8 protein-coding genes and 1 tRNA gene are annotated in these 13,885 nt (G+C 42.7%); 4 read left to right on the top strand and 5 right to left on the bottom strand.

Going from position 1 to position 13,885, the window contains the following annotated elements; genetic code table 11:
* Positions 1 to 31: 31 nt before the first annotated feature.
* The 3 genes from CFE23_RS06590 to serS all read right to left on the bottom strand — a co-directional run bounded on the left by CFE23_RS06590 (position 32) and on the right by serS (position 3,548).
* Entirely contained in the window at positions 32 to 355 is a 324-nt protein-coding gene (locus CFE23_RS06590; RefSeq protein WP_291085867.1) for a DUF4286 family protein, read from the bottom strand.
* 69 nt (positions 356 to 424) lie between these two features.
* Entirely contained in the window at positions 425 to 2,203 is a 1,779-nt protein-coding gene (locus tag CFE23_RS06585; protein WP_291085864.1) for a tetratricopeptide repeat protein, read from the bottom strand.
* 73 nt (positions 2,204 to 2,276) lie between these two features.
* Positions 2,277 to 3,548 (bottom strand): serine--tRNA ligase, encoded by a 1,272-nt coding sequence (serS, locus tag CFE23_RS06580; RefSeq protein WP_291085862.1) that lies wholly within the window; start codon positions 3,546 to 3,548, stop codon positions 2,277 to 2,279.
* Positions 3,549 to 3,710: 162 nt separating this feature from the next.
* On the opposite strand from serS, the gene CFE23_RS06575 reads away from it, so the two are divergent.
* Complete coding sequence (locus CFE23_RS06575; protein ID WP_291085859.1) at positions 3,711 to 5,627, top strand: M1 family aminopeptidase; 1,917 nt, start codon at positions 3,711 to 3,713, stop codon at positions 5,625 to 5,627.
* Between the two features lie 125 nt (positions 5,628 to 5,752).
* On the opposite strand, the gene CFE23_RS06570 is transcribed toward CFE23_RS06575, so the two are convergent.
* Positions 5,753 to 6,970: an MFS transporter gene (locus tag CFE23_RS06570; protein WP_291085856.1), complete on the bottom strand. Its 1,218-nt coding sequence runs from the start codon at positions 6,968 to 6,970 to the stop codon at positions 5,753 to 5,755.
* A 351-nt stretch (positions 6,971 to 7,321) separates the two neighbouring features.
* Positions 7,322 to 8,365 (bottom strand): Gfo/Idh/MocA family oxidoreductase, encoded by a 1,044-nt coding sequence (locus tag CFE23_RS06565; RefSeq protein ID WP_291085853.1) that lies wholly within the window; start codon positions 8,363 to 8,365, stop codon positions 7,322 to 7,324.
* 160 nt (positions 8,366 to 8,525) lie between these two features.
* Between CFE23_RS06565 and rseP the strand changes: the two genes are divergently transcribed.
* The 3 genes from rseP (at position 8,526) to CFE23_RS06550 (ending at position 13,569) form a co-directional block, all read left to right on the top strand.
* Positions 8,526 to 9,863, top strand: a complete 1,338-nt coding sequence (gene rseP, locus CFE23_RS06560; protein WP_291085850.1) for an RIP metalloprotease RseP — start codon at positions 8,526 to 8,528, stop codon at positions 9,861 to 9,863.
* Between the two features lie 85 nt (positions 9,864 to 9,948).
* Positions 9,949 to 10,022, top strand: a tRNA-Asn gene (locus tag CFE23_RS06555).
* Between the two features lie 304 nt (positions 10,023 to 10,326).
* On the top strand, positions 10,327 to 13,569 hold the full coding sequence (locus CFE23_RS06550; RefSeq protein WP_291085847.1) for a YCF48-related protein: 3,243 nt from the start codon (positions 10,327 to 10,329) through the stop codon (positions 13,567 to 13,569).
* The last annotated feature ends 316 nt before the right edge of the window (positions 13,570 to 13,885 follow it).

The following is a 13,885-nucleotide window of genomic DNA, read 5'->3' as shown; positions in this document are numbered from 1 at the left end:
TTTTTTCGTTATGGTAACCTGAAAAGGTTTCCTATTCTACACTGAAATGGTCACTGAGGACTTCGAGTTCTGTCCTGAATGCAATCATTTTGTCGCCAAACATCCGATGGCCTTCTTCACGAAGACGGGGGGCATCTTCGTCATAATACCGTTGGAGCGTCTCTTTGCAGTCGGTTGTATATTGCACGGCATACGTGACACCGCCCATTTCTTCATCGATCAATACCCTGGCCAGCCTTGCTGAAGTAAACTTTCCCGTTGCCAGTACATCCGTGATGTGTTTGGTCTGCATCCAGTGCAGCCAGCGTTCATGGATTGATTCTTCGAGGTTTGATGTGACGTTATAGATAATCATTGTTTTTTGTTTTAGGATTTCCTTATTGTTGGAAAATGCGATATGTAGCTGCCGTACTGGAAAGAAATTCTAGGAATTCGTGTCTCCGCGCAACTGCCTGAACTTTGCCCTGGCATCAATAAAATAAATGCTGTCCTGGTGGCTGAACAATATCTTTTCGTATAATGGCTTTGCTTTTTCAGGGTCTTTAAGTTGGCGGTTGTAGATTTCGGCAGAGAAATAAAGGGCTTCGTCAATGTAGATGCCTTCTGAAAATTTGTCGATTATGATCTGGTATTGCTGTAACGCCGAAGCGTAATCGCCTTTTTTTTCATAAATCCTTCCGAGCCTTAACAAGGTCACATCTTCAATTTCCTGCGTTTTGTGGTCTTTTAAGATTTCCTGGAATAAGGCCAGCGATTCCGATTTTTTGTGCTGGTAGAGCAGATAATCAGCGCGTGAAAATTTCTTCAAATCGGTTTGTGTAGAATCTGAAACGGTGTTGTCGCTGATGAGTAAAAAGTACTCGAGCGCATCGTTTGCGATCAGTTGGGATGAAGCTGATTTGAGCTCCTTGAATTGCTTTTGGGCCCAATCGAAATCCGCTTTGAAGTAACTTGTTTTTGCTGCTTTGAGGCTGGCTTCATGACCTACTTCATCATTTTTAAGGTCTTCTTCGATTTGTGAATAGTAGATTAAAGCCTGGTTGAATTTTTCTTCGTACAGCAGGATGTCCGCCAATTCCATTTTTACATCTGCTTCCTGGTACTTATTGAGTTGCAGGCCCAGTGCTGATTTTAGGATGGTTTTTCCTTTCTCCGGATTGTTCTGGCTGAATGTCAGAAAATGCGCCTGCAGGATTTGCAAAGGAAGCGAAAATGGAATGATTCCAAATTGATTGAAAAGTGCGTCAAATTCGGTGTTGATTGCGCCAAAATCGGTCGCGGTCGCTTTTTCGGTCTTCATTTCCATCAGGAACGTATGTGCCTGTATCTGAAGTTGAATGTCCTGTGTATTTTCAAGGACAAATCCAAAAATCTCAGCAGCGGTGTCATTCTCACCATCCTGCTTGGCAAACTGCGCCAGGTTGACGATGTTGTAAAATGATTCCGGATTTCTCTTGTAAATTGCTTTCTCCTGAACGAAGGCTTTGCCATAGTCTTTCTGCTGCACATAGAACCAGCTCAGGTATTGGTTCCAGAACACATCCTGGCTTTTCTGTGCGCGAAGCAACAGCGCTTTTTTAAGGTCGGCGTTGAAAGACTCTTCAGCGTCTTCCGTCATAAACCTGGAGAGCTGGTTCTGTATGGCAATGGAATTTTGTGGATTTTTATAAGCTTCTTCCAGGAACCGTTCGATCATCATGCCGGTATTTCCAAGCTGTCCGTAAATAATGGCTGTTTGGTAATTAAAAACAAGTTTTGGATCCAGCGACGAAGCCAGTTCATATGATTTCAGTGCATAATCCAGAACAACTTTTCGTTCGAAAGCGCTGGCAATCATGTAAACATTCGTTGGGTTTTCCCTGATTTTGTCCAGTGCTTTGTCATAATATTTTTTGGCCTCAGCTTCTTTTTTCTGCAGTTGAAAATTATAGCCTGATTCGACAAGCAGGTTATCCTGTTTAAATTTTTCGTAACGGGCGGTAAGCGCTTTGTCGGCTTTGTCAAACTGCGACAGCTGTTGATAGGAATCGATGACCTTTTGAAAATAGAGACCATTTGCCGGCTGGTTTTTTAACAATTCCTCGTAACTGATTACCGCTTTCTCGAAATCACCTTTGTCAAAATAATTTTGCGCGAGCTGCTCATTCTGTGCGGAAACAGCATGCATAAGGAAAAGGACCAAAAGTAAAAACAGCTTTCTCATAGGATAGAATCAAAATCCGCACTAATATAACAATAACTTTTGCCCGATTATTATTTAAAAGGCTAAAGTATTGTTAATCGATGATGTCAAATCCGGTATAAGGGCGAAGCACTTCCGGAATCACGATTCCTTGCGGCGTCTGGTAATTTTCCAAAATTCCTGCCAGTACACGTGGCAAGGCCAATGAGCTGCCGTTCAGCGTGTGCGCCAGATGGTTTTTTCCATCCTTATCGCGGTAACGCAGTTTCAGCCTGTTTGACTGGAACGTCTCGAAATTAGAAACCGAACTGATTTCCAGCCAACGTTCCTGCGCGGTGGAATAGACCTCAAAATCATACGTCATTGCAGAAGCAAATCCCATGTCTCCGCCGCAAAGGCGCAGGATGCGGTAGGGCAATTTCAGTTCCTGCAAAAGTGTTTTTACGTGTTCCACCATGCCTTCCAGCGCTTCGTAAGATTTTTCAGGGTGCTCAATGCGTACAATTTCGACTTTGTCAAATTGGTGCAGGCGGTTCAGTCCGCGGACATGTGCGCCATAGGAACCAGCTTCGCGACGGAAACACGGCGTATAGGCAGTACACAGCACGGGCAATTCGCTTTCGCTTAATATGACGTCACGGAAAAGATTTGTAACCGGGACTTCAGCGGTGGGAATTAGATACAAATCATCGGTTTTGTCATGGTACATCTGCCCTTCTTTGTCCGGCAGCTGCCCCGTTCCGTATCCTGATGCTTCGTTAACCAAATGCGGCACCTGGTATTCGTCATAACCCGCGGCGGTATTTTTGTCCAGGAAATAAGTAATCAGTGCGCGCTGCAGTTTGGCACCTTTGCCTTTGTAAACCGGAAAGCCTGCGCCCGTAATTTTATTTCCGAGTTCAAAATCGATGATGTCATATTTTTTCACCAAATCCCAATGGGGCTGTGCGCCTTCGTGTAAGACGGGAATATCGCCCTCCTGGAACACGTTTAAATTGTCGTCCGGTGTTTTGCCTTCCGGCACAAGGTCTGCAGGAAGGTTTGGAAGCGTATATAATTTTTCAGTCATTTCAGAAGCAAAGGCATCGAGCTTTTCAGCCAGGTCTTTGCTTTTTTCCTTGAGAAGCACTGTTTTTTCCTTTAAGATACCGGCTTTTGATTTTTCACCACTTTTCATCAGTTCTCCGATATCTTTCGAAAGCTTATTGGATTCGGCTAAAGTGTTGTCTAATTCGGCCTGTGTCGCGCGGCGTTTTTCATCGAGCTGAACGACATCGGCCACCACTGCGTTCGCGTCGATGTTCCGTTTAGCCAATGCCTTGATGACTTTCTCCTGATTTTCCCTGATAAATGCGATTTGTAACATAATAATTTTTTATGAGCCAGCAAATTTAATCAAATGTTTTAAATACCGCATTTTAAGCGTATGAAAAACGGGATGTGCATGCATCACGTATATCCTTAAAATTAAGGCTAATCCAAATCAAATCAGGAATTTGTTTTTATCTTTGGCAAAAAATACGCTAAAATGAAATATTATTACGCATTCATCCTATTATTTGCACTACAGGCGGTGCGTGCCCAAAAGGTAGGTGATGGTCTTGGCGGCATTGCAGAAGCGGAAATGAAATCTGCCGCAAATGTCATCAATTTTGTAGTGAATCCCAATACCACCAATTACGACATCACATATCAAAAACTGGAGTTTAATGTAGATCCTGCTGTATATTTCATTGAGGGTAAGGTGACCACCACATTTACAGCGTTGTCTCCGATGAACACAGTTGTGTTCGACCTAACCAGTGAGCTTACTGTGAGTTCCGTCAAGAGAAATAATGTTGCGTTATCCTTTGTTCAGAATGGCAACAATGAGGTCGTGATCACTTTGCCGGGCGGACTGGTGACTGGCGCATCTACCACGGTCGAAATTTCGTATTCCGGCCAGCCTGCTTCTGCGCAGGAGGCATTTACGACGGAAGAGCATAATGGTTCTCCAGTGCTTTACACGCTGTCTGAGCCTTATGGCGCACAGGATTGGTGGCCGTGCAAGCAGGACCTAAATGACAAAGTGAATAGCATCGACGTCTTTATTACGGCACCTTCACAATATGTCAGCGTGTCTAACGGAAAGCAAATCGAAGAAGTGATTAACGGGAATGGTACAAAGACGACTCATTTTCGCCACAACCATCCGATTCCCGCTTATCTGGTCGCGATTGCTGTTACCAATTACAACATATATACCCAAATGGCGGGTACCGCGCCGAATCAGTTTCCAATTGTCAATTACGTCTATCCTGAGGACCTGCCGTCAAACATGAACAACCTCGCGCAGACGGTTCCCATTATGAATTTATATGAGCAATTGTTCGAAACCTATCCTTTCGCCGACGAGAAGTACGGTCACGCACAATTCGGATGGGGTGGCGGTATGGAACATACGACGGTCTCGTTTATGGTGAGTTTTGGACGCGGGCTGATTGCGCATGAATTGGGCCACCAATGGTTTGGCGACAAAATTACGTGTGGTTCGTGGAAGGACATCTGGCTGAATGAAGGTTTTGCGACGTACCTCGCGGCGCTTGTCATTGAAAACTTTGATGGGGAAACTGCCTTCACAAACGAGAAGTCGAACATGATCAACAACATTACGTTTCAACCCGGCGGTGCGGTATACCTCACCGATGCCGAGACGAATAGCGTCAACCGTATTTTCAGCGGCAGGCTTAGTTATAACAAGGGCGCGATGGTTATCAATATGCTGCGCCTTAAGCTTGGAGACGCGCTGTTCTTTCAGGGTTTGAAAAATTACCTGGCTGACCCAAACCTGGCATACGCTTATGCCACCACGGCAGATTTGCAGGCGCACCTTGAGGCAGTGTATGGGCAAAGCTTAAGTGAATTCTTTAACGACTGGGTATACAACCAGGGTTATCCTTCTTATACGATTAATGCGAATAATGAAAGCCCGGGTGTCGTAAAATTTGTGGTGAGCCAGACGCAATCGCACTCTTCGGTTACTTTTTTTGAGATGCCATTGCCAGTCAGGGTATTCGGTGCCGGTGGGCAGCAAATGGACCTGGTGCTGGAGAACATTTCTAACAACCAGGTGTTCCTGAAGAATGTACCATTTGAGGTTACTTCTATTGCATTTGATCCGAATAAAAATATTATTTCTGCCGGAAATCAGGTGGCTCTGGGCATGGAAGATTTCGGGACTGCAGCGGTACAACTGTATCCGAATCCAGCCGAAAACATATTGAAACTGGAGGTGCCGGAAGGTACGACAATCACGGGTACTGATTTTTACAATACGGTGGGCCAAAAGGTAAAATCGACGGAGGGCGATACCAACTGGGATGTGTCGGGATTATCCTCAGGCGTTTACTTTATTCAGATCACTACCAATTCCGGAAACAAGACCATCCGCTTTGTGAAAAAGTAGTTCACTTTTCACCGGATCGCGCGACGGATCGCAGCGGCATCCTTTTTCCGGCGTCAGGGCATCGCCCGAGCCGGGAAAAGATACAGCGCAGAGCCGGACCCGAAGGGCGCGCCAAAATTCAGATGCTACATTGTGCGAAAGGCATTCAGCTTTGAAACCATGATGGCAATGAAAATGCCGAAAATGCCGATCAGGGCAAATGAGAGGCGCAGGCTGAAAGCTTCAGCAATATACCCAATTACAGGAGGACCCATCAGGAAACCGAAGAAACTTACACTCGATACAATGGTCAGCGCTTCGCCGGGTGGTACCGTCTTGTTTTTCCCGGCAATGCTGTATACGGTGGGAACGATTGTGGAAACCCCAAGGCCGACCATCATGAATGCGATCGTGCAGGGAATAATGTAGGGCAGGAGCACGGATAGGAACAATCCGGAGGAGATAACCAAGCCGCTGATTTGCAATACTTTTTTTCGGCCAAAACGGTGAATGACCTTATCTCCGAGAAATCTTCCTCCGGCCATCATGATCATAAACGACGTATAGCCGAGTACGACCAGCGGACCTGGCGCTTTTACGATATCCTTAAAATATACGCCACTCCAGTCAAACATCACGCCTTCGCTCGCCATGCAACAGAACCCGATGACACCAAGCCAAAGTAATGCAGCGTCTGGTTTCGAGAAAATCTTTTTCTTTTTTGTGCTGATCACTTCCTGGGTTTTGATTAGGAATTTATACCCGAAGGCGACTACCAGTACCACCATGGCAAGAATGATGCAGAAGTGTTGCAGCGGCGTTAGTTTGATTGCCATCATACCGAGCCCTACAAGTGCTCCTGTGAATCCGGCGAAGCTCCACATGCCATGAAACGAGCCCATTATCGTACGCCTGAATAGCATCTCAGTATAGACGCCCTGGGTGTTTACAGCGATATTACACACGTTTCCTGCCATACCAAAAAAGAACAAGCCCAATGCCAGCTGCCAGCGCACAGATGCGAAACCAAGACTGGCCAAAGCAAAGGCGTAAAGCAACAAGGATATAATCAACATGCGGTAACTGGAAAATCGCGTGACCAGCTTGCCGGAAAAAGGCATGACCAGAAGTTGGCCCATCGGGATGGAAAACAGGATTGTCCCGAGTTCACCGTCACTAAGCCCCAGTGTGGCCTTAATGTCCGGTATGCGGCTTGCCCATGAGGCGAAAGTGAGTCCCATGGCGAAGTAGAATAATGTTACCGTGCGCCGGATCCTGTTCAGGTAAGAAAGTTTAGCGTGTTGATAGCCTTTCCTGAAGTCGTCTTTTGCCCTGAAGCGCGTTATAAAATTGAAATCGATCACAGTTTTCGTTTTTATGGCGAAGCAAACTGCTGCAAATGAACAAAATTTATTTGCCCTGTCATGATATTATTTTTTCAAAAACTGCCGTAAAGCTGTAGTGAGTTTGAAAAATTATTTTAGTTACTCTTTTAATTGCCAAGCGCTGCATCATCTAAAACAGTAGTAATTTCCTTGTTTAAGCAAGATTTGGAGCCGTAACAATACTTTTGATCTGGTCAAGGTTTGTGGCGCTGACAATGGCCGTTGTAACGGATGGTCGGTTAATCAGCCAGGCCAAAGCAATTGTCCCTTGTATTGAGGTCCATTGAAACATTTAAGTCGGTACGGACAAGTTGTCTTTTTTCCATTACGTCAGCTTATTCTAACAATTTTTTTGTCTTTGTTGCTTTTAATGGCCGCCTCGATAACTTTCATCACATTAATGCCATCCTGTGCGGTGACGGGTTCTACTGCGTTATTGGCGATTGCGTCGTAAAGCAGGTCGAAAAATGTGTAGTAATTCCCACTAAATGTCGGCAGGAAGTCGCGTATGATTTTGCCTTTAAATTCGGTGTGCAGTAGGCCTTCCTTGCTCCGCGGTTCAATTCCCCAGGTCTTCGGATTGATTTTTTTTCCGATTTTGAGGTCTTCTTCCTGTACATCACCGCGTTGTTTGAGGAAGGAGCCATTCTTGCCGTGCACCACGAAAGAAGGGACCATTTCGCGAACAAAAAAACCTGCTTTAAGTCGGACGCGCAGGTTTTGGTAATACAATAAAACGTCGATGCAATCGTCAACAACTGACTGTGGGCGGGTAATGCGGATGTCGGCAAAAACCGCGTCGGGTACTCCAAACAGGGAGAGTGCCTGGTCAATCAGGTGTGAGCCAAGATCTTTAAGAATGCCCGCGCCTTTGTTTGGTGTTTCCTTATGGATTTTTGGGCTTAAGGAGGGGTTGTACCGGTCAAAATGGAACTCGGCTTCGACGACATCGCCTAAAAGATTTTTTGAAAGCACATCTTTTACGGTCAGGAAGTCGCTGTCCCATCGGCGGTTGTGGAACACGGCCAGTTTCACGCCTTTCTTTGAGGCAATTTTCTTCAGATCTTCGGCTTCGTCGAGCGTGGCTGTAAACGATTTTTCCACCAGTACATGTTTGCCGGCCAGCATCGCTTTTTTTGCGTATTCGTAGTGTGTGGAGACGGGTGTGTTAATGACCACGAGGTCCGGACCGTCATCGATAAGTTCCTTAAAGGAATTGTAGCTTTTAACTTCGGGGTAGTCACTTTTGATGTGCTTATGTGTTCGCTCCCAGCTCCCCAGCAATTCATAACCCGGATGGATGGACAAAAAAGGGGCGTGGAAAACCTTGCCTGACATGCCATAAGAGAGTAAAGCGGTTTTGATTTTTTGCATCGGATTATTTTTAGGAAAGTAAATTTAGCCCGTAATGCCCGATTATAGAATGATAATCCTGATAATTAACAAACATTTAAATGCCGGTTGGATATTATGCTGAAATTAATAAACAGAAAACGTTACTTTTGTGCGTTATTTAAAAACGGAAATACAAAACATGGAAATAGTTATCAAGCTTTCACAGTTTTTACTAAGCTTATCTTTACTTATTATACTTCACGAATTAGGTCATTTCATTCCTGCAAAATTATTTAAAACCCGCGTTGAGAAATTCTATTTGTTTTTCGATGTGAAGTTCTCGCTGTTTAAGAAACAGATTGGTGAAACCGTTTATGGAATTGGGTGGCTGCCATTGGGTGGCTATGTGAAGATTTCGGGGATGATTGATGAGAGCATGGATACCGAGCAGATGGCGCTTCCGCCACAACCGTGGGAATTCCGTTCTAAGCCGGCATGGCAAAGGCTGATCATTATGTTGGGCGGTGTGACGGTAAATTTTGTCCTGGCGTTCCTCATTTATATCGGAATGGCGTATGCTTATGGGGATATTACCCTAAAAAACAGCGAAATTAAAGAAGGGCTGGCGTTCAGCAAAACGGCGGAACAGATCGGTTTCCGGACAGGTGACAAGATTGTGGCACTGGACGGGGAAGCAGTGTTGACATACAATGAAATTCTCGACGACATCGTGTATGCCAAGAAAGCGACAATTGAGCGCAATGGTGCGAGACAGGATATTGACATACCGGTTAATATTTTCGGGAGGTTGGTAAAGGACGAGAAGCAGCGGCTGATTTCGTTGCGTCAGCCTTTCGTAGTGTCACAGGTTCCGGATACTTCAGCGAATTTCAAATCGCTGAAGGCAGGCGATATTATCACATCGATCAATGGCAAGGCTACAAAGTACTCAGAAGATGTCATGGCGGCGCTTAAAACGACAAAAACCCAGTCGGTACCGGCTAATGTACTTCGCGATAATAAAACGATGCCTGTAACACTTCAGATTTCTGAAAAAGGGAAGCTTGGTATTGTGGTGAGCCGTGCCGATTTTAAAAGCCTTGAAAAATTGGGTTATTATCATTTTGACAAGGCAACTTATGGTTTTTTTGCCGCGATACCGGAAGGGTTGAAAGACGGAAAAGACCAAATCGGTAAATACCTTCAACAGCTGAAAGCGATTTTCACACCAAAAACGGGTGCTTACGAAGGCGTTGGCGGTTTTGGGGCGATTTACAATATTTTTCCACAGGCATGGGACTGGGAAGTGTTCTGGAACATTACAGCATTTCTTTCAATCATGCTTGGTGTGATGAACTTATTGCCTATTCCGGCTTTGGATGGCGGGCATGTGATGTTCCTGCTGTACGAAATGGTGAGTGGGCGTAAACCGAGCGACAAATTCCTGGAGAGGGCGCAAATGGTTGGCATTGTGCTTTTATTGGCATTAATCCTGTTTGCAAATGGAAATGATATCTACAAATGGATTACGAGATAAAATAATTTTTCAAAATTTCTTCCAAAATGTTTGCGGGAATAATTTTTCATAGTATATTTGCACCGCTTTAAAAGGCAATACGCCTTCCTCCTTAGCTCAGTTGGTTAGAGCATCTGACTGTTAATCAGAGGGTCCTTGGTTCGAGCCCAAGAGGGGGAGCAGAAAAATCCTGACAGAAATGTCAGGATTTTTTATTTGGATATGTTTTTGGGAAAGCGGGGTTTGAGGATTTGGACTTTTTGAACTAGTTTTTTTGGTGTGTTGAATCGAGATTTTTTCGGTGAGGGCATTTTTTAAAAGCTAACACAAGTACATATTGTCGATATTTTAAGCTTTTATTGGATAACGATTTGATTGTTTGTATTTGTGGTTGCGTATATTTGTAACAGACTCTAAAATCCGGCAACGACACGCAGCCAGAACGTTTGGCAACCTATTAAATGAATGGAATAATATATTAAAAATGAGAAAAAAGCTACTTATCCTGTTTTGTTTTGTTGTATGCATAAATACAATACATTCTCAAACCAATTGGGAATTATTAAACCCCAAACCAACAGCCAATACAGGAAAAGATGTTGATTTTGTTACCGATGAAGTGGGCTACATTATTACATCCAATGAATTGTTAGAAACACTGGATTCGGGCAACACCTGGGCAAAAAAGCAAAATATTTCCAGCGGAAGGGACATGGGTTTCTACAATACAACTGGGTACATTGCAGGTGATTATGGATACGTGCTGAAATCCCTAGATGGCGGAACCTCATGGAGCCAGATATCTACCGGTTTTAACGGGTCATTCAACACGGTTAACATCATTGGTGACAACACTGTTATTCTTTCGACTTCGAATAGTATTGTAAAAACGGATGATGGGGGCAACAATTGGGTAAGTTTCAATATCCCCAATACTGGAGTGAATAAAACATTTTTTACGAGCGCGTCGACAGGACATGCTGTTTGTAGTAATGGGACTATATTAAAAACAGTTGATGGTGGGCAAAACTGGTACGTAACACAAAGTACCAATACTTTTCCTTCAGGTTTTTTTACCGTGTACTTTATTAATCAATCAGTTGGTTTTGCAAGCAGGGAACATGACGCCATTTTTAAAACAACCAATGGTGGTGAAACCTGGACAGAAACATTATATAATGGAGAAGCTATCTTTGACTTCCATTTCTTAGATCAGGATAATGGTTTCGCTACCGGTGAATATGGCGCTACCTATAAAACAACTAATGGCGGATCTACCTGGAGCCAGATATTTTTTCAAAATGGATTTATCGGTGGTACTTCGATGTATGGCATTTATTTCCATGACAGCAATATTGGCTACGCTACTGGCGCGCGCGGCCGGATCGTTAAAACTACAAATGGCGGAACCAGCTGGACGGCTCAGTCCGAAAATTACAATGATTTTAATAATCTGAAAATATTTAATAGCGGAACCGGATTTGCCAGATCAGGAAATAAATATTATAAAACAACTGATTTTGGAGACAACTGGTCTTACGTGTCTATCGTCAATCATTTTTCTTATTGTAGCGGATTTTATTTCGTCAATGAAAATATCGGATATTCTATCGGAGGCGGAACTAACAGCCCGTCAGGTGATGTTTTTAAAACTACTGATGGGGGCATTACATGGAATCAGTTAAATATTTATGTTGATGAAGGTTTAGCGTCCGTTTTCTTTGTTGATGAAAATATTGGCTTTATTTCAGGCGGTTACAATCAAAGAAAAGTAATGAAAACCGTTAATGGAGGTGCTACATGGACACAAGTTTTTAATCAAGTATTTGGTCAAATACAATTTATCAATAACCAGGTTGGATATGCACATAGGGTTGGATATTCTACCAGTATCATGTATAAAACCATTGATGGCGGAAATACCTGGAACGCTATTATTGATGTAGATGAACAAATTAATGCCTTTGATTTTGTTGACGAGAACAATGGCTATTTTTTAGGTAATCAGGGCCTAATTTATAAAACAAATGATGGAGGAGCGAACTGGCAAGAACTGGAACTTAGTTATGGTGATTACACAGAAATTAATTTTCAAACAAAAAATATCGGCTTCGTAGCAGATGATGATGGTGCAATCTATAAAACAGAAAATGGCGGTTTGGACTGGGAATTTCTAACCAACCAATATATTATAAATTCAATTGACCTTGTTAACGATAAAATTTATACAGCAGGCACAAATGGTAAATTATACAGAAGTGATGTAGATTACCAAACCATACTTCTGCAGGTCAACGCTGCTGAAAACATCACTAATTCAGGCGTAAGCTTAACCGGAAACGTTGCCTCTAACGGTGATCCCATTTCAGATATCCAGTTTGAGTATGGTTTGTATTACGCTTTCGATACTGTTGTTGCTACAACTCCAGGTACAATCGGGTCCAATGATGCTTTGAACGTGTCCATTGATTTAGCGAACTTAGAAACCAATGCTACTTATTATTATAGATTGAAAGCAACCCAGAATTCAAATACTGTTTATAGCCAGATATTGACTTTTACGACACTTCCTGATTATGTAATAACCACAAATTCTACGTTTGGTTATTCTTCAACCACGGCAACAATTTCAGGTACAATTATATCTAACGGTTATGATATTACGAATGTGGCGTTTCAGTATGGCTTGAGTGCTGATGCCCTCGATAGTACTATCGGAGGAACACCCTCGTCAATATCGGGAAACACTACAGAAAACGTCACGGCAAGTTTAATTAATTTAGAACCTGAAACACACTATTTCTATAGAATCAAGGCAACACATCAGGGACAGGATATCTATGGCAGCATAAAGTCTTTTACCACTTATCCGAAATATATCATTAGTCTCTATAATCCGTATATTAATGGTTCAGATGTCACATTATCGGCATATTTGACTTCCTATAGCCAAAATATAACGGATATTGTATTTGAGTATGGCACCACTGGTTTCGAAAACGCAATTTCTACCACTCCTTCGCAAATTAATGCTAATAGTTCCGACTATGTCAGCGCAACGCTCACTAACTTAGATCCAAATTTAAATTATCATTACAGACTAAAGGGCGTACTCAACGGGGAAGCTATTTATAGTGAGGAAAGACTCTTCAATCTTTCAGGAAATATAATAATGGCCGGCGGAACAGCGGCAGAATTAGGAACAAATACTTTAGAGCTAAAAGGCCTGATTAACAGTTATGGAAGCTATTTAACTAATATTCATTTTGAGTACGGATTAACTGACAGTTTTGGTTCGTCGGTAGCAGGAACGCCAAACTATGTTTACGGCTACAATACTAAATTGATAACCGGGTTAATCAATAATACTTTACCAAATCAAACTTATTACTATAGGTTAGTCGCAAATAATAATAGCAATACGATTTACTCAGATACTTATCAATACACAACAGGCTTATTGGGTCTTACAGTTCTTGATCCTGAAAAAGAACTATCAATATATCCGAACCCGGCTACTGATTTTTTGAATTTTAAATCAAATAATTCTGAACAAATTAAGTCGATTGAATTTTATAGTGCATCAGGGCAGCGTGTTTATTGCGAGAACTTTTCTAATGGCGCTGATATAAAAGTGGATGTATCGAATTTGAGAAGAGCTATCTACTTTATAAAAATAACGTTTGGAAGCGCCAGGGTGGTATCATCGAAGTTAATATTGAAGTAAGGACATTGTTTCCAACATGGGCTATAAGCATTTGTGCTTCATTCTCTACATTTTTGGTTTTGAAGTAAAGTTGTCGTTAACTCATTCGAGAATTCGAATCCAAAACATTAAAACCTATCCCGTTCGATGTCCAAAACGGGGTTTATTTACAAGCTATGGTACAAAAAATCAAACACTTAACGTTCGAAATTCAATCAGTAGGGGGAGCAGAAAAGAGTAACATGAAAATGTTGCTCTTTTTTTATTTTAGGATATTCCTTGATTTTATAGAGGATTTTAAAATCCTATCTTCTGATCGGTCGTGTATCAAACGTAT

The organism is Flavobacterium sp. BFFFF1, assembly GCF_002256285.1.
Taxonomy (GTDB): Bacteria; Bacteroidota; Bacteroidia; order Flavobacteriales; family Flavobacteriaceae; genus Flavobacterium.
This window is presented reverse-complemented; position numbering and strand designations above follow the sequence as displayed.

Excerpts from the sequence above, each read along its gene's own strand:
- CFE23_RS06565 (WP_291085853.1), bottom strand. The coding sequence starts at position 8,365 with ATGCAAAAAATCAAAACCGCTTTACTCTCTTATGGCATGTCAGGCAAG.
- rseP (WP_291085850.1), top strand. The coding sequence starts at position 8,526 with ATGGAAATAGTTATCAAGCTTTCACAGTTTTTACTAAGCTTATCTTTA.
- CFE23_RS06590 (WP_291085867.1), bottom strand. The coding sequence starts at position 355 with ATGATTATCTATAACGTCACATCAAACCTCGAAGAATCAATCCATGAA.
- CFE23_RS06575 (WP_291085859.1), top strand. The coding sequence starts at position 3,711 with ATGAAATATTATTACGCATTCATCCTATTATTTGCACTACAGGCGGTG.
- CFE23_RS06550 (WP_291085847.1), top strand. The coding sequence starts at position 10,327 with ATGAGAAAAAAGCTACTTATCCTGTTTTGTTTTGTTGTATGCATAAAT.
- serS (WP_291085862.1), bottom strand. The coding sequence starts at position 3,548 with ATGTTACAAATCGCATTTATCAGGGAAAATCAGGAGAAAGTCATCAAG.
- CFE23_RS06585 (WP_291085864.1), bottom strand. The coding sequence starts at position 2,203 with ATGAGAAAGCTGTTTTTACTTTTGGTCCTTTTCCTTATGCATGCTGTT.